Annotated in this window: 12 protein-coding genes; 7 read left to right on the forward strand and 5 right to left on the reverse strand. The window is 43.1% G+C overall.

Features of this window, described 5'->3' with window-relative positions; genetic code table 11:
- Positions 1–3 precede the first annotated feature (3 nt).
- Positions 4–924 (forward strand): polyphenol oxidase family protein, encoded by a 921-nt coding sequence (locus tag BTV98_RS04100; protein WP_075102952.1) that lies wholly within the window; start codon positions 4–6, stop codon positions 922–924.
- A 135-nt stretch (positions 925–1,059) separates the two neighbouring features.
- Here BTV98_RS04100 and BTV98_RS04105 read toward each other — a convergent pair whose 3' ends face one another.
- Positions 1,060–2,328 carry a YeeE/YedE family protein gene (locus BTV98_RS04105; protein ID WP_075102953.1) on the reverse strand — a complete coding sequence of 423 codons (1,269 nt, stop codon included), beginning with the start codon at positions 2,326–2,328 and terminating at the stop codon, positions 1,060–1,062.
- A 570-nt stretch (positions 2,329–2,898) separates the two neighbouring features.
- Between BTV98_RS04105 and BTV98_RS04110 the strand changes: the two genes are divergently transcribed.
- The 4 genes from BTV98_RS04110 to BTV98_RS04125 all read left to right on the forward strand — a co-directional run bounded on the left by BTV98_RS04110 (position 2,899) and on the right by BTV98_RS04125 (position 8,465).
- Positions 2,899–3,519, forward strand: a complete 621-nt coding sequence (locus BTV98_RS04110; protein WP_075102954.1) for a flavodoxin family protein — start codon at positions 2,899–2,901, stop codon at positions 3,517–3,519.
- A 1,040-nt stretch (positions 3,520–4,559) separates the two neighbouring features.
- Positions 4,560–5,999, forward strand: a complete 1,440-nt coding sequence (locus tag BTV98_RS04115) for a cytochrome c (protein WP_075102955.1) — start codon at positions 4,560–4,562, stop codon at positions 5,997–5,999.
- Positions 6,000–6,192: 193 nt separating this feature from the next.
- Complete coding sequence (locus tag BTV98_RS04120) at positions 6,193–7,794, forward strand: NAD(P)/FAD-dependent oxidoreductase (protein WP_075102956.1); 1,602 nt, start codon at positions 6,193–6,195, stop codon at positions 7,792–7,794.
- Positions 7,795–7,841: 47 nt separating this feature from the next.
- Complete coding sequence (locus BTV98_RS04125; protein ID WP_227511727.1) at positions 7,842–8,465, forward strand: cytochrome c; 624 nt, start codon at positions 7,842–7,844, stop codon at positions 8,463–8,465.
- A gap of 141 nt (positions 8,466–8,606) precedes the next feature.
- On the opposite strand, the gene BTV98_RS04130 is transcribed toward BTV98_RS04125, so the two are convergent.
- The 4 genes from BTV98_RS04130 to tolQ all read right to left on the reverse strand — a co-directional run bounded on the left by BTV98_RS04130 (position 8,607) and on the right by tolQ (position 12,326).
- Positions 8,607–9,899, reverse strand: coding sequence for a PD40 domain-containing protein (locus BTV98_RS04130; protein WP_058368629.1), 1,293 nt, complete (start codon positions 9,897–9,899; stop codon positions 8,607–8,609).
- Positions 9,900–10,035: 136 nt separating this feature from the next.
- Positions 10,036–11,058, reverse strand: coding sequence for a cell envelope integrity protein TolA (locus tag BTV98_RS04135; RefSeq protein ID WP_227511728.1), 1,023 nt, complete (start codon positions 11,056–11,058; stop codon positions 10,036–10,038).
- Positions 11,059–11,133: 75 nt separating this feature from the next.
- Positions 11,134–11,592 carry a protein TolR gene (tolR, locus tag BTV98_RS04140; protein WP_058368631.1) on the reverse strand — a complete coding sequence of 153 codons (459 nt, stop codon included), beginning with the start codon at positions 11,590–11,592 and terminating at the stop codon, positions 11,134–11,136.
- A complete protein-coding gene (tolQ, locus tag BTV98_RS04145; protein ID WP_058368632.1) occupies positions 11,589–12,326 on the reverse strand; it encodes a protein TolQ in 738 nt (245 codons plus the stop codon). Before tolQ ends, tolR begins: the two co-directional genes overlap by 4 nt.
- Before the next feature lie 495 nt (positions 12,327–12,821).
- Here tolQ and BTV98_RS04150 point away from each other — a divergent pair, with 495 nt between their 5' ends.
- Both BTV98_RS04150 and putA read left to right on the forward strand, forming a co-directional pair.
- A complete protein-coding gene (locus BTV98_RS04150) occupies positions 12,822–14,117 on the forward strand; it encodes an NCS2 family permease (RefSeq protein WP_058368633.1) in 1,296 nt (431 codons plus the stop codon).
- Between the two features lie 765 nt (positions 14,118–14,882).
- Positions 14,883–18,167 carry a bifunctional proline dehydrogenase/L-glutamate gamma-semialdehyde dehydrogenase PutA gene (gene putA / locus BTV98_RS04155; RefSeq protein WP_058368634.1) on the forward strand — a complete coding sequence of 1,095 codons (3,285 nt, stop codon included), beginning with the start codon at positions 14,883–14,885 and terminating at the stop codon, positions 18,165–18,167.
- Position 18,168 lies beyond the last annotated feature (1 nt).

Consider the following 18,168-nt stretch of genomic DNA (forward strand, 5'->3'; position numbering starts at 1 on the left):
GATATGACAGACAAACTTCCATTAACGGTGTTAGCGCAGCTCGATGATGTGACGGTATTTCAAACAGCCGCCTATCAAATGGCTGTTTTGGAACAGGCTGATATTAAGCATAGAGAGCTAGAAAAGCCTCAGCAAATGTTGCAAACAGAACAAGCAAGCTATGGTGAATTAAATCTTGGACTGCACGTCGATGATAATCCTACTCAGGTATTGGATAATCGTATGCGTTTGCTAGCGACTATCAACCAACAACTAAAAACGCAGCAGCGTGCGCCCATCGGTCGCTTATGCTGGGTAAATCAAGTTCATGGCAAGCAGATTTATGATGTAGATGCAGGCCCGCTTAGTATGCGTCCGGTAGATGCTGATGCAATGGTCAGTCAGCAAGATGGTTTGGGACTGGCTATTATGACAGCTGATTGCGTTTCAATCGTATTATACCAACCAGCCAGCGGCCAGATTGCAGCGATTCATGCTGGCTGGCAAGGGCTTGCCTGCGGAGTTATTTCAACGACAATAAAGCGTTTTACAGAGTCTGGCGAAATCAAAGCGTGGATAGGTGTCTGTATCAGCCAAGAGAACTACGAGGTTGATAGGCAGGTTCGAGATAAGCTCTTGACAGGTTGTATCGACAATCAGTCATTATTAGCACAAGACATGAGTAATACTGATCGCTTCGATCAGTTGTATGCGGTAGATTCTAACATTCATAGCTCGACTAATACGGAATCACATACAGACAAAATTAAGCTTGATTTACCAAAGCTGGCTGCTGATCAGCTAAGCGCTGCTGGTGTGATATTAGAAAATGAAACCTCGATAAGCTGTAGCTATGCTGAACCTAGGTTTTATTCGTATAGGCGCCAGACACATTTGCAGCAGCCAGCGACGGGGCGTATGGCATTGATTATTGTGCGCAGTTAAGTGGTTTATCTAAAGCACTGGTAATATTGACAACAACACCATTAGAAAGTGCCTGGAAAAAAATGTCGAGGCGGCAATAAAAAAAGCAGGTATTAGCCTGCTTTTTTTATTACTGCTTCGATATGCTCATTTATATTAGCACACAGAGTCATTGGACTTTGGTACTGAAAGCCCAAATAGCGGACGTAGGTACAGAGCTAAAAAAGTGCCTGCCATAGCAAGTATGCCCCAGATGTAGCCGTGCAAGCTAAAAGATGCGATGCCGCCGAAGTAGGCGCCAATGTTACAGCCAAATGCCAAACGTGCCCCATAACCCATCATCAGACCACCGATGACTGACGCTGCAAAATTACCCATAGTAATCTGAGTAAATCTAAACAGACCGCCCGCCGCCGATGCAATAAAAGCACCAATGATAATACCGATATTCAATACGGTCGTTGAGTCTGCAAAAATAGACGCATCAAGCGCTGCGGCATTTGCCCCTTGCCAATAGCCCCAGCTAGCGACATCAACGCCCAAACCGCTCGCTATCTTGGAGCCCCATAAAGTAAATGCTGAGGTAATGCCCCAAGGCTGACCACGCGTCAGTAACGTCAAGGCATTGAGTAGAGCAAGAATAATCGCTGCTGCAAATAGGGGCCAAGAACCACGAAAGATGCGCTTCCAGCCAGACTCAGATGGTACAGGTGCCATCTTAGGTGCAGCTCTTTTTTTCTCAACGATCAATGTAACCCAAGCAATCAAACCAAACAACGCAAGCGATACCAGCCAAGCACCTGTATAACCAAGACCTGTAGAAGTGGCTAATGAATAGGGGGCATAAGCTGGCATCTCCTCTGTCCAAAATGGCAGATGATAAGCGCCAATCGTAGCGCCTATTATAAAAAAGATAAAAGTGATGAACATAACCGAACGTCCACCGCCTATCGCATAGAGTGTACCAGAAGCACAGCCACCACCAAGTTGCATGCCGACACCAAAGACAAAAGATCCAACTAATAGACTGACACCCAACGGCGCCACATAACCTGCAACTGGCCCGCCAAATATTGTAGTGCCATAAGCAAGAATGGGAGCAAACAATGTCACCGCGACTGCCAGCATTAGCATATGAGAGCGCATCGCCTGTCCATTACCAACAGCCATGATACGTCTAAATGCTGAGGTAAAGCCAAAACGCGCATGAAAAAGAGTATAACCTAGCAAAAGACCAATACCCAGTAGCAAAGATTGGGAGATATGCTGAGTGTCAAGTAAGTGAATCAGGAGTAGCAATCCTGCTATCACTCCGCCTGCTATCAATGCTTTTTGCGGGGCATTAAGTGCAAGAGTGCCTCTTGCAATGGGATCCTTTGCATCATTTACAGGCTGGACTCTAGTGGTGGTATTTAACGTATTCAAGGCAATAACATCCTTCTCCGATGCATGTGATCGGATGTGATTTGTATAAATATTTATATGAGAATAAAAAGTAGAGTTATAGAACTCGTTTGGTATTTTTAATAGCGTGTGAGTAAACGCTCCATCATAATCCTATTATCATTAAAGTAAATATTAGCGTATTAGAAGAATAAGAATGATGATATAACAATATGGAATATAGATAAGTTGTTTAGCATGGACGATTTGTCACTATATTTGTCATTAGTAGGCGGGCACATTGCGTATTAGGTCTTTGCTTACTGATGTATAAAGAGTAGTAACTATTGTAGTAACTATTACAGAAGGATAATTGATAATGCGCAAAAATTCGCTACAGTGTGCATTAATAGATAATGCGCAGTAATAAGCTGGTACTCATCAAAACATGCCTGTTACAATATGCTTGAACTTACTGAAGTCTACCGCATATCAGGTAATAAACCTCTTCACCAGCTGTACTGATAACTTTACCGATCCTACGTCAAGGGTTTTGTAGCTACAATATCCTACTGCTAAATTATTTACTTATCATCCATTATTAGAGTTTGTATGAATACATCAACCGAAGCATCTTTATCATCGTCTTTAACTACAAAAAACGCGCCTAATGTATCGATTGCTGTCATTTTCCATAGTAACTATGGACATACCAAGCGTGTTGCACAAGCGATTGTACAAGGCGCTCGCAAACAGCTGCCAGAAGCTCAAGCAAAAGCAATCGATGTCCATGATGTTGATTGGGATTTTGTAGATCAAGCTGATTTGCTGGTATTTGGTAGTGCAGTATATATGGGTAGTGTCACTGCCGAATTTAAGACCTTTATGGATGAGACCTCAAAGCGTTGGTATCATCGCAAATGGGAAGGCAAGTGGGCGGCGGCTTTTGCCAATTCAGGTGGACTAAGTGGAGATAAGCTTGCAGTATTGCAGCAGATTTCATTGTACGCTATGCAGCATGGTATGAACTGGATTGGTCTGCCATTGATGCCGACAGGTCATGAGGCTCATGATTTAAACCGACTATCGAGCTTTTTAGGCTTAATGACTCAATCGCTTGATGGCCCACCTGAAGAGACTCCAGGAAAGGGCGATATTGATACTGCTATTTGGTTTGGTGATCACTTAGCAAAGACGATTATCAAACATCAACCAGCTAACCAACCCTCATAAACTAAAGCTTCTTATCTTCTTACTTATAAATTAGCAACTATTAAACTATAAAAAGCAGACGTCAGTGTTGATGTCTGCTTTTTTATGAGCTTTATTTATCATTATCTATATCAGTGTGAGATAAATTAAGACTGGAAGTCACAGGGATAGGACTATCAAAGAGTAGTAAGGATTGACAGCCAGTAAGCAGCAGCATCGGTATCAGCATGCAAAAAATATTAAAGGATTTCATAGTAGTTTTTAGCATACCTTTTAGAGGACTTGAATCGGAGCTTGAACCTGGATCTGACCTATAGTACCAAAACTACAGATTTAAATTATGGCTTGTAGAACTATAGTGTTGAGATAGCTTATATCATAGTTCAAACTTATTATTATGCAACCATATACGTTCGCTTAAAAGTTTTTATTGCTAAAAATAGTCAACTTAACTTAAAAGAGCATTTGCTGTTCTTTTAGGTTGTATAAATTAGTAATTTGTGATTGATGGTTTTTTGCTAAAGAATCACCTACAGCCTTTGTATATACTGTGTATCTGCTGTTTTTACTAAAATGGATATAAGTGAACAAAATTGCGAGGTTTTAGGTAGTTGCTAGATGTTTATTTAATAAGAGTTTAGTTAACTATTTTTCTTAGTTTATGTTTTTAAAGGTTTTAATATCTAAATTTTTAATATTATGTATTTTTTATTATAGATTCATAATTTATGGAGCGTCTTAACACAGATTTTTAATTTTTGTAAAAAAATGAGATAAATAGGTTAATATTTAAGCAATATTAGCGAAATAGTTTTACCTTTATAGAAATAAACATAAGCTAGTTAATATACAAACGTAATAATTGATGGAAACTAGGCGTTTATATATGAGCAATTAACACTTGAGACAACATAAGCTTTAGCTATGTTTACCTTAAACTTACTAAAATTAAAATACTACTAAGCTATTAACTATTAGAAATTGCTGGTTATTTTACTACTGTCTCTATCTAACAACCTTAGTTTTTGCCAGCCACTATATTTCAGCTATATGAGGATATTATGAAGCCACTTTCTATGATGTTATCGGTGCTTGTTATTGGTTTCACTTCCAGTACGGTAATGGCTGAAGATGTTAACCTATCAAGCGCTAGCCTACCCAATGTAAGCCCAGCCAATAGCGATTTGGTCAATCGAGGAGCGTATATTGCACGCGCAGCTGACTGTATGGCTTGCCATCGTGAAGATTATGCTGGCGGTGTCGCACTTGAGACGCCAATGGGTGAGATTTATGCAACCAATATTACCCCATCGAAACGCTATGGTATCGGTAACTATACCGAAGCCGATCTAAAAAAAGCACTACAAAAAGGTCGTGCACCCGATCATATGCTTTATCCAGCCATGCCATATCCTTCTTATAATGGTATGAAAGATGAAGACATCAGCGCATTATTTGCCTATTTACAGACAGTTCCCATCGTAGATGAGGCCCCTGATTACGAAACCAATCTACCGTTTCCGTTTAACTTTCGCAGTCTAATGTTAGGCTGGAATGTTCTCAATGTTCCTTCTACTAAAAGCCGTGAGGGATTGACGCAGACGCAGCAACGCGGAGAGTATTTGGTCAATAATCTTGCTCATTGCGGTACTTGTCATACTCCGCGTAATAGCACAATGGGTTTTGATAACGACAATTATTTAGCAGGTGCCCAGCTTGGAACATGGCATGCGCCCAATATCACCCCCAATAAATCGAGCGGTATAGGTAACTGGAGTGAGCAAGATATTGTCACCTATCTGCGTACAGGCGAGCTGGATCAACGAGTCTTTGCTGGTGGACCTATGGGAGAGGTGGTATCGCACAGTACTCGCTATTTAAAAGATGCGGATTTAAACGCTATTGCTTCTTATCTTAAGACCGTACCTGATGTTCAAACGGACGATAAGGTACATCCGGTTGATGCGTCACGTTTACCAACCCCAATCAGTGAATCAATCACTCATGACCTGCTTGCCCAAAAAGACTACTTAGCGCAGGCGAAAGCTGACGTTCAGGGTGGCAGTAATTCACCAGAAGCATTATATCTTGCTGCTTGTGGTAGCTGTCATGGTGTCGATGGTTATGGCCAACCTGACGCTCGTTATGCACCTATTGTGGGTCTAAGCAGTATCCGCCGCGAAAAGCCGGATGGTTTAATCAATGTTATTCTTCATGGTGTTGATGGCGCAACCAATACCAGTCCTAAGATGCCTGGCTTTTCAGAAGAGCTAAGTAGCGAGCAAATCGCTGGTATTAGCAATTATGTACGGGTGAACTTTGGTAGTTTAGATAGTAGTGATGTCAGCGCTGCTGATGTCGACCGCGTGGCAACTACAGGCGCTAATCAGCCTTTTTTGATTAAGTACGCAGGTCTGCTTGCGATACTAGGTCTTATCGTAGCTATCGTCATTATCATATTTATTGTGCGAGCGTTCATGCGTTCTAGGCGTCATCGTTAGTTGAATCAATGAATTTGACTAGTAAAACAGGCAACTTAATAAATGCGTGTTAGGCGCTTATTATAAGACATAGATTCAGTGTAAGTCAGTAGAGTATTAAAGCTTAGCGTCATAGACAGATTATATGAGCTGAACCAATAATAAAAGTGAATGCCTACCGCCATACACGAAAATCTACTTTAAGGATATTATTATGAAAGACATGCTTCAATCACCAACGCGGCGTCAACTGCTCTCGATGATCGGTAAAACAGCGGGTGCAACTGCGATGTATCAAGCAATGACTACCTTAGGATTTGCTTCTGAGTCTAGCTTTAAAGAATCGATGGACCTAAAAGGAGCGCCTCCAGGAGCGAGTATTGTCATTCTTGGTGCAGGTCTTGGCGGTCTAACCGCTGCTTATGAATTACGTAAAGCAGGTTATGATGTTAAGGTACTTGAGTTCCAAAATCGAGGTGGTGGACGTAGCTGGACGCTCAACAGTGGTGACAGATATACTGAGCTTGGCGGTGAGGAGGTTACCTGTGATTTTGAAGAAGGTAACTATTTTAACGGTGGGCCTTGGCGTTTACCAAGTCATCATTATGCAGTATTTCACTATTGTAAAAAATTCGGTGTTGAGATGCAGCCTTTTGTGCAGACTAACGACCGGGCTTATCTGCATCGCTCTACGCACTTTGGCGGTGTACCGCAGCGCCTAGGAGATGTAAAAAACGACATACAAGGCAACATAGCTGAGCTACTATCAAAGGCGGTCAACGTTGGCGGACTAGATCGTTCAGTGAATACTGAGGATAAAGAAAAGCTGCTTGAGGGCTTAAAAGGCTGGGGCGTACTAGACAAAGACTATCGCTACAGAGCCAGCAATGAGACTACCAAACATCGCGGCTTTAGCGTCTTCCCTGGCGGTGGCCTGATGCCCAATGAAAAACCCTCAAAGCCTCTACCTATTAGTGAGATATTAGACTCTGGTATGTGGTCAGACATTTATGCCAATCATATGACCTACGGCCATCAACCAACGATGTTCCAGCCAGTAGGCGGTATGGGCAAAATCGGTGATGCGTTTACTCGTGAGTGCCGCGATATGATTGAGTTTAATGCCAAAGTCACTAAGATTCATCAAGATGAAAGTGGTGTGACTGTCAATTATGTCGATAGTAACAGCCCGGATGGTGCGACCAAGACCATACGTGCTGACTGGTGTGTCTGTAATATCCCGCTTACCGTATTGACCCAAATCGATATCAACGTCTCAAAACCGATGAAAAAAGCAATGGCAGCAGTGCCGTACGACACCTCTTATAAAGTTGGTCTCGAGTTTAACCGCCGCTTTTGGGAAGAAGACGAGTGGATTTTTGGCGGGGTCACTTATACTGATATGCCCATTACACAAATCGCTTACCCGTCAGAAGAGATGTTCAAAACAGGGACAGGGGTACTGTTAGGAGCCTATGGTTTTGGCCCAACTTCTTATAAGTTTAATACATTAACGCCAAAGGAGCGTATTAACGCCGCCCTTGCTTATGGTAAATACATTCATCCGCAGTATCCAAAAGAGTTCCGTACAGGTACGTCAGTGGTGTGGCACCGTATACCATGGACCTTAGGTTGTTATGGTATTTGGAGTGAGTCGAGCCGTGACCAATACTATGATCAGCTATGTAGTATCGACAACCGTATTGTACTGACAGGCGAGCATTGCTCACATATTCCTGCATGGCAAGAGGGCGCTATTTTATCCGGCATTGATGCAGCCAATCGTCTGCACAAAAAGGCAAAAATGCTTGGGTAATGTTGATAACCATAATAAATTCAGAGGCTGTCATGGACAATATAAGCATGAAAAAAACGACATTTAAAATGCTAACTGTGATGTCACTTAGTATGATAAGCAGTGCAGCATTGCTAGGCTGTAGCCAAAAATCAGAGGATGTAGAGACAATAGCAAGCAAACAAGATGCTGTACTACCAGTTAATAATCAAGCCAGCCGTAACACTGGCGCTTGGGGCGGTGTATATATGACTCGTGATGAGTTAAGAGCGCCAAATATCAACATCGTCGACGATAGCTCATTGCCAAATATGGAAAATGATCCCAGCCTTACAAAGTGGGAAGCTAAGTTTGAAGGTCAAAATGCTTTTGTTACTACCAATGGTAAAAAGCTATATCATGATTCATGTGCAGGCTGCCATATGCATGAAGGCGAGGGTGCTCAAGGTGCAGGCTATTACCCACCATTAGCAAATAACAGTAAAATGCAGTCGAAATACTACATTATTGATATATTGATTAATGGTTTTCGTGGCATGCCGTCATTTCATATGATGATGGACGATGAGCAAATGGCCGCTGTCACTCAATATGTCGTCAATGATTTAAACGGTTTTAAACAGACTGTTACTGCTGAAGATGTGGCGCAGCTAAGACATGCCAATCCACCAGGTTATGACCCAAGCGAATAAGTACGTCATACTCAATCTCAAATAATTGCTAATAATAGTCATGTATAAAAAAGCGCCCGATCATATGATCGGGCGCTTTTTTATGTGTATTAAGTAAGAAATAAGCCGGTATTAAAGCGACAAGTTTATAGAGTTAAAGACTTATTTAGGACTTGATGACCATACTGGGGAGCGGATAACGCCTTGACCAGACTTACCAAATGACGCACCTCCATTTAGGGACTTAATGGTTAAGACCCCATTACCGCCTTGGGTGGAGGCATACACCACACGCTTGCCATTAGGAGAGAAGCTTGGGGCTTCGTCAATACCTGTGTTACCAAGGTTTGCAGTTATAGCACCGTTACTGTTCATAATCGCGGCTGATCGCCCACTTAAAAACGCAATTTGTGTGCCGTCACTACTAAATTGCGGGCTGGTTGCATAACCGCTATTAGAGACCTTGGTCGTTCGACCTGAGCCAAACTCATAGCGATATATCTGCGGTTTGTTAAAGCCTGCTCTATCAGAGACAAACACAAAAGACTTACCGTCTGGTGCATAGTTTGGTTGGACTTCACTGCTTGGCCAGTTTGTCAGTTTTTTAAGGTTACCACCACCTGCACTCATCTCATAAATATCAGCACTACCCTCAAAGCTACTAGAGAAGAGTATCTTGCTACCATCAGGGGAGAAAGAAGGGCTTAGGTTACTGCCTTTATAAGGGGTAACAACGGTCGCTGCACCGCCGCTGACATTTTGCACATAAATCAACGGATAAGATTTATCGCGCTGTACGGTATAGGCGATACGCGAAGCATCGGGCGACCATGTAGGCGAAAATATGGAGCCTGCTACCTCAGTAATGGTTCTGGCGTTCTCGCCATCGGCATCCATAACTTTTAGGCGAGATATTTTGTCTTTTCCGCGTCCTGTCTCTTCAATATAAGCAATACGACCTGAAAAGTCACCTGGTGTACCAGTGATCAGCTCATAGACTTTATCAGCGATGACGTGCGCGGCATAACGCAAGCTTTCTTGATTATTATCAGCGCTTAAGCTTTGCTTTCCTTGAAGTACACGACCAGATTTGACATCAATTACCTCATAAGTAGTCTCAATTTTACCGCGATTGGTACGGGTGCTACCGACTACTAAATACGGAATACCTAAGCTTTGCCACACTGGTAATGTCTCTGCCAGCTCACTACTGCTGCGCGGTTGCTGAGGCAGGTCTTTGCTAGTCACATTGAGCTCAGTTCTACTCAAATCATTTAAGATAATGGGTGATAGCACAGAGTCGCCAGCGAAAGGCACGAAGGCGACTTGGTTTTGTTGAACTGGAATCTCGTAGTCTAACTCTAATACGACGGGAGCCGCGTATACGCTAGGAGCGATAAGTAGACTTGAGGTGCTAGCAAGTAAGCTAAGCAACAGTTTTTTGTGAGTACGCATGACTGGATTTGGCTCCTAAAATGATATGACAATCGTTTTTTATATACTTTAATTGAGTATTACGGTAAGACAATATTGCCATTGGTGCAAGTTTTTTAAGATAAAACCAACAATAAATCAGCCGTCTATCCTCTTATTAATTGCTGCCTTTAAATCGTATGGTAAAGGTGGGGTATTTGGGATCATCAGTATCAATCGGTAAATGACGAGTATTTAATACCGCTTGTTTGGCCGCTTCATTGACAGCTGAATCAGACCCTGAGACAGAGACATTAACCACATCCCCATTACTATTGACCGTTATGGTCAAGGTTGCCTGCTGAGTTGAGCCTTTAGCTGCTACCGGTGGATTATAGTTGCGCTTAATTAAGCTTACGATCTCACTATTGCTTGCACCGCGACTACTCGTCGACGCACTGCTATTACTGCCTGTTGATTGCCCTGAAGTGTTGGGGCTTCCAGATACTGTCGATTTTCCATCTGCTTCTAGGCTAAAATTTTTGCCAGCATTATTAGTATTACCCGTTTCTATCTCCAAATTGGCCTGTGTATTGTTGGGGCGTTTGATTTTAGGCGGATTATTCTCTGTATAACGAAAAGACTTTAAACGTGCGCGCTCAGCATCAAGCTGGTTTTGTTTGTCTTGTTCTACTTGGTTCAGCTCTTCTAGGGCGGTCTCATCTAGCCGCGCTGCCAGCTCGGCCATATTACGCTCGTACTCTTGCATCTGCTCAATGCGTCGCTGATGCTGCTCCTGACTCATTAGTACTGGTTGGTCCGCTGGCGCATCGGAGCGCGTGAATACAGACTCTCTTTGCAGTTTTGATGATGCATTTTTTTGACTAATATTGCTATTACTGTCTGTAGGTATAGGCTCACTGGTCGCTGTATTACTAGTACTACTAGCGGCCTGAGCTTGCATCGCTGCACGGTTGGCCAGTATTTGTCCTTGCATCTCCGCCAACTCTCCTGGCGTGACCATAGTGGTTTCGATATTGCCAACGGTTTCTAATTCGGGCTGCTGGTAGGTATAGACCAGCAAGCCAAGTACGATGCCATGAGCCAATAGACTTAATAGCAAGGGTAGGGTCAGCCCATTACCTTCGGGCGGAGTTGGGATATAGACGGCAGGAGCATTATTCATGATTGTGATACTCATTGACGTGTGTCATCAGGTTGCCTACTGGATTCAATCAAGCGTATATAAAGAATAATTGTTTTTGATTTAAGCCTATTATAACGTAGGCGTAGGTAGAGGAGCACCTGTTAATAGCCCCACCTTCTGAATACCTGCTTGTTGCAAATTGGCCATCAAGGTCATGATTGCACCGTATTGATTGTTTTGATCAGCGTTAATCATTACCTGAAGCGGTGGCATGTCAGCGTTACTATTTTGCGATTGCAAGTTGGCTAAGGTGTTGATCAATTCAGGCTCACTAATAGGCATGTCTATGTTGTTTTCATAGCTGATAAAAATCTCACCGCTACTTGTCAATGACACGATGACAGGCAGCTGGTTTTGGCTCATCGTATTGGTCTGCTCTTTTGGTAAATCGACATCGACCCCCGTAGTCAGCATTGGCGCTGTCACCATAAATATCACCAGTAGCACCAGCATAACATCGATATAAGGTACGACATTCATCTCAGCATTAAGTGCTTTTTTCTTGCGGCTGTAGGGGTTTGGTTTCATAGCCCTGCCACCTGACCTTCACCAGCTCTACTCTCATTATTTTTATGCGCTTTATTTAGTGCATTTTGAGTATTGGTCTCACGCTGTAGCATTCCTGTCATCTCATCACAAAATAAGGCGCGCGACTCGTAGAGCTGGCCTGACTTTGCTGTAAAGTGGTTATACGCTAATACGGCTGGAATAGCTGCAAATAGCCCCATCGCCGTGGCAATAAGTGCTTCAGCGATACCAGGGGCGACTGAAGCAAGAGTCGCTTGTTCTGTCTGCGAGAGACCCAAAAAGGCATTCATAATACCCCAAACCGTACCAAATAAACCCACATAAGGCGCTACCGAACCGATGCTGGCAAGGGTGGTAATACCGGACTCAAGTAGCTGCTGCTGACGACCAAGTCCAACGCGTAGCTTACGCTCGACGCCATCGATAATGTCATCTTTGGGTTGGCGTTTTTTGTGCATTCTTAAGTATTCAGAAAATCCAATATAAAAAATCTGCTCAAGCCCTTGACGCTCAGGCGAGCCTTGGACACCCTGATAAAGTTTGGCCAAATCCTCACCTGACCAAAACCACGTTTCGAACTGATCATCGAAGTTTTTGGCAGTACCGAGGCGCGCACTTAGACGAAAGATAATAACCCAACTAACCAAAGAGGCTAGTAATAGCAATCCCATCACCATCTGCACGAGCAGACTTGCTTGAGTAATAAGATCGATAATGTTTAATGATTCAGGCATGTAACAGGCTCACTGATGATTAACAACAATTGACCAAAGCTGAGGCCCTGATCAAACAATCCTAAAAGATACAATTTATGTTTATTGTATGATAGCTAATAAATATATTTTATTATTTATTTCAACAATTTAATAAGAAGACAGCGTTTGGATAATAGTATCCTCTCTATGACAATAATATCTCAACCCCTTAGTTTACTGTTAAATAGACAAAAGGTCATTATTAATATGTTTAATGGGCAGTAGAGAGTTTTTGGATTAATAGTTTGATAATGTGTTTTTACCGTGTACTATTGTTTGTAGACAACAGTTAATATTGATTTTAGGCGTGTAAGACATGGGTAATGATTGAATTTGTGCGCGGGTTTCTCTAGAATGTTGCGCTTTGTTACCGCTGTCTTTTGTTTATGACGTCATCATTGCTTTGTTGACGTCATCTTTATTTTAGACGCAAATAAACTTGTTCTTTTCACTGGCCAGTTGGGATTGACCCTTATGAATGCAATTGAGCGCTATTTTGGAATTAATGGTGACAATACGACGATAAAAACGGAAATTGTTGCCGGTATAACGACATTTTTAACGATGGCTTATATCATTTTTGTCAACCCCAATATATTAGCAGAAGCGGGCATGGATAAAGGGGCAGTGTTTGTCGCTACCTGTCTTGCCGCTGCGATAGGCTGTTTTATAATGGGTCTTTATGCGCGTTTGCCCGTAGCGTTGGCACCTGGCATGGGTCTTAACGCCTTTTTTACCTATGGTGTGGTTTTAGGGATGGGTTATGCATGGCAGACAGCACTCGGTGCTGTTTTTTTGTCGGGGTGCATATTCATACTATTAAGCTTATTTAAAATCCGTGAATGGATTATTAATTCTATTCCGATCGCTCTTAAACAAGGGGTTATCGCAGGTATCGGTGCATTTTTAGCGTTTATTGCCCTGCAAAGCTCAGGCGTTATCGTTGGGCAAGACGCAACGCTAGTGACGCTTGGTGATATGACCTCATTTGGTCCTATGATGGCATCCATAGGTTTCTTTGTTATCATCGGGCTATCGTATAAAAAAGTCCCCGGTGCTGTGACGATTGGTATTTTACTGGTTGCTTTAATCAGTCTATTGGCAGGTCATACTGAGTTTGCTGGGATTATATCTACGCCACCCTCCATTGCGCCAACTCTTATGCAGCTTGATATTGCTGGGGCGTTTGATGTTACTATGATCAGTGTTATTTTTGCTTTTTTGTTCGTTGATCTATTTGATACCGCAGGTACGCTAGTGGCGACGACAAGCCAAGCGAAATTGATTGATAAAGACGGCAACATACCTAATATGGGCAAAGCACTACTGGCAGATTCGACAGCGACGGTGACAGGTGCGATGCTTGGTACCTCATCGACCACCAGTTACGTTGAGAGTGTGGCAGGTATTGCTGCAGGCGGACGTACGGGACTTGTGGCGGTAACAGTCGGAGTGATGTTCTTATTAAGTACTTTTTTTGCACCGCTCGCTGGTATGATTCCAGCGTACGCTACCGCTGGCGCTATCTTTTACGTCGCCGTACTAATGCTAGGCACGTTAAAAGATATCAACTGGGCAGATTTGACAGATGCAGCACCCGTTGTTGTCGTGCTGTTATTTACGCCACTGACATATTCTATCGCTGATGGTATTGCCCTTGGTTTTATTACCTTTACCGCAGTTAAGCTGATGTCTGGCAAAGTCAATGAAGTGACTCTACCAGTATGGGTGCTAACAATCATCTTACTTGTTAAGATCATATGGTTATAGCTTAATTGTTTATTTATTCACGTTATGTCTGTCAATGTTTAAACCAAGACTTGTCGAACATAGTGTAAATATACACTGCCAATAGGCATTAATGTTTACTACTTTTTACCCTCTTTAACTTCGACTGTTAAGGAGGGTTTTTTATGCAAAACGCAAATATTTTTAACCAAACGATTAACACTATGGCTGCAAAAAACCTTATTAAATAAACAATAATCAACAAAAGACCATCAATTAGGAGCTACCTATAACTTTATACCGCTAACTATTTGTTTTTAAATAATATATTTATTAATATAAATGAGCGATATTGTTAGTTTGAAAAATTGTTTCATGATAATATGGCGGGGTTAAGCGCATCACCTCAATCAACGCCGTAGAGGTTTTTCTTACAGTGAATTAGCGTCATACAAGATGATAATTTTGGTTCAATCAGCTTATATAAAAGCCATTAAATGTTGATCGCACTCCTTTCACTACAGACAAGAAGAAGGCACTAATGCCGCTTAACTGTTCGTTGTTGCCTTTGAATTGTTAACGTAGCACTTTTTTAACAATCGAACGACCTACTTAACCCTCTCCAGCTTATGCTGGATTTGCTCGTTTTGTGATGGTGCCGTTTGGTCTCCTATAGATAGCTGTTATTGGTTGTTTATCACTGCTATTTGGCGGAATGTTTAATTGCTTTATTCTAAATATTTGCGTTATTAAGAGTCCACAAGCGCCATTTATTATGGTTTTTTTAACGATAGTTATGGAGTTGGTATGAACCCAATAGACCAGTTTACCCCCAAAGAGCCTATTTTATTTAATCCTATCGATTTGCTTGCACCTGAGTATATTACTCAGTCTGCAGATGACCTTTATGCGCGTATATCACCGTTATATAGTGTCGATGAAGACCGCTGGTTGGACAGATTGCTACCGCTAGCTAAGCCTAGTGATAAAGAGCGCGATGATGCTAGCGAGCAGACACGTAAACTGGTTGAATACGTGCGTAACGATGGTAAAGCGATCAAGATGGTGGATTCATTGCTACTTGAATATAGCCTTGATACTCAAGAAGGTATCTTGCTAATGAGCTTGGCTGAAGCGTTGATTCGTGTCCCTGACAGCTACACCGCTGATGCGCTAATCCGTGACAAAATGAGTGTAGCCGACTGGAAAAAACATCTAAAAGATGACAACGGTTTTATGGTCAATGCCTCAACATGGGGCATGATGATGACTGGCCGTGTTGTCAGTATTGACAGCAGTACCACCGCCTCTGGATTTTTGGATCGCATGACCAAAAAGATGGGCGAGCCAATGATTCGCGGTGCGATGCAAAAAGCCATGCGCATTATGGGGCATCAGTTTGTATTGGGTGAGACCATTGAAGAGGCCAATAAAAACAGCCAACCTTATCGTAATAAAGGCTATACCTATTCGTTCGATATGCTAGGCGAAGCGGCTATCACTAATAAAGATGCTGAAAAGTACTTCAATGACTACCTACATGCAATTAAAGCGACTGCCAATGTTAGAGTCAAGGAAGGCATGCCTAAGCCCTCTGTATCTATCAAGTTGTCAGCGCTACATCCACGCTATGAAGCAACGCAAGAGGCACAAGTCTTAGGGCTACTACGTCAGCGCTGTTTGCTACTTATTGAAGCGGCACGCGAAGTCGATGTCGATATCAGTATCGATGCAGAAGAAGCGGATCGTCTTGAGATTTCCTTAAAGTTATTTGAATCACTATATCGTGACCCATTGACCGCAGGCTGGGATGGCCTAGGACTAGTCGTTCAGGGCTACTCAAAACGTGCGATTGCGATATTTGCATGGCTTGCTCGTTTGGCCAAAGAAGTGGGCGACCGTATTCCGCTACGTCTAGTCAAAGGCGCGTACTGGGACTTTGAGATTAAGCTTGCGCAGCAAAAAGGTCTGTCAGGCTATCCAGTTTGGACCCGTAAAGAGGGCACAGATACCGCCTATCTTGCTTGCGCACGGTTTTTGTTATCAGAACATTTACGTGGTTTAATTTGGCCACAGTTCGCAACTCACAACGCCCATACTTTGGCATCTGTCATGACCATGAGTACGCACAGAGACTTTGAGTTCCAGCGTCTACATGGGATGGGGGACGCGCTTTATGATCATATTTTACAGTCATACAGTATACCTGTACGTATCTATGCCCCTGTTGGCGCTCATCAAGACTTATTGCCATACTTAGTGCGCCGCTTGCTTGAAAATGGCGCGAACAGCTCATTTGTACACCAGTTATTAGATAAGTCATATCCAATTGATAAGCTTACAGTACATCCATATGACAAGCTATTGGCCAATGAGACTCTGCATAATCCTGAGATTCCGTTACCCCTAGACATCTATGGCAATCGCCGTGCTAGCTTTGGGCCTAATATATTTGTAGAGTCGCAATGGCAGCCGTTCAAAACGGCGATTAATAGTCATTTGAATAATACATGGTCAGCAGCGCCCGTTATCAATGGTCAAGCAGTCAGCACATTTGAGCAGGATGGCACAAGTCATCAGCTTGAGAGTCATACAGTGCGTGCGCCTTGGAACCATGAAGTTGTGGCTGGCAAAGTACAATATGCCAATGCAGATTTGGCTCGTCAAGCCATCGATGCTGCTGTCGCTGGACAAGCGAGTTGGCAAGCAGTACCGGCTTCTGAGCGTGCAGCTATCTTACGCAAAACTGCTGATTTGTACGAAGAAAATTACGCTGAGCTAATGGCGTTATGCCAAATGGAGGCGGGCAAAACGACACAAGACAGCATTGATGAAATCAAAGAAGCGGTCGATTTTTGTCGTTTTTATGCCGATGAAGCGGAGCGCTTGAACGATATCACCCATGAATTTACAGACTTAGCTGGTAAGCAGTCACGCCAAGTTTATAAGGCGCGCGGCACCTTTGTCTGTATCAGCCCATGGAACTTTCCATTGGCAATTTATACAGGTCAAATCGTTGCAGCATTAGCAGCAGGCAATACGGTGGTAGCAAAGCCAGCAGAACAAACCAGCTTGATCGCACATTTTGGTGCTAAGTTGATGTATCAAGCTGGCGTGCCGAGTGAGGCATTGCAGTTTGTCACTGGTGCAGGTGAAGTAGGCGGTGCGCTGACAGCAGCAGACAACTTATCTGGGGTTATCTTTACGGGCTCAACGCAAACCGCGCAGCGTATCAACCAAAGCTTAAATGATCATGCGCAAACAAGTGGCGAGCTGCCAATTTTGATTGCTGAAACTGGTGGTCAAAATGCCATGATCGTCGATTCCACGGCATTGCCAGAACAGGTGGTCAAAGACGCTGTGCTATCGGCGTTTGGTTCAGCAGGACAGCGCTGTTCTGCATGCCGTATATTGTGTGTACAAGAAGATGTGGCAGATGGACTGATTGAATTACTACAAGGTCATATGGCAGAGCTTATCGTAGGTAATCCAACTTACGTTGCAACAGATGTCGGTCCAGTGATTGATGCAGATGCTAAGCAGGGGCTCGAGAGTCATATCGAGCGTATGAAATCTGAGCCGACAGCGGCTATCTTGGCGCAAACACCTATGAGTGCTAGCTCAGTAGTCAGTGAAGAGCAATCTACCTTTGTATTGCCGACAGCGATTGAGGTACAAACCATCGACGTTATTGGTGGCGAGCATTTTGGCCCGATATTGCACGTACTGCGTTATAAGGCTCGTGAGTTGGATCAGCTTATCGATGCGATTAATGCGACAGGTTTTGGTTTAACCTTAGGTATCCATAGCCGTATTGAAAATATCGCTGAGCATATCGAGCGCCGCGCTGTTGTAGGTAATACTTATGTCAATCGTAACCAAATCGGTGCTGTGGTCAACGTTCAACCTTTCGGTGGCTGCGGCTTATCAGGGACTGGCCCAAAAGCTGGTGGTCCACATTATGTAGCACGTTTGATGAAGCTAAGCTCTGAATCTTTTAGCTCAGCAAAACCAAACGCTACAAAACTGGCTACCGAAGCATCTAGTACTGTAAACAATACGACATCAACCACTCAAACAGAGCTTGCATAAG

It is taken from the genome of Psychrobacter sp. Cmf 22.2, assembly GCF_001921745.1.
In the GTDB taxonomy this organism is placed as follows: domain Bacteria; phylum Pseudomonadota; class Gammaproteobacteria; order Pseudomonadales; family Moraxellaceae; genus Psychrobacter.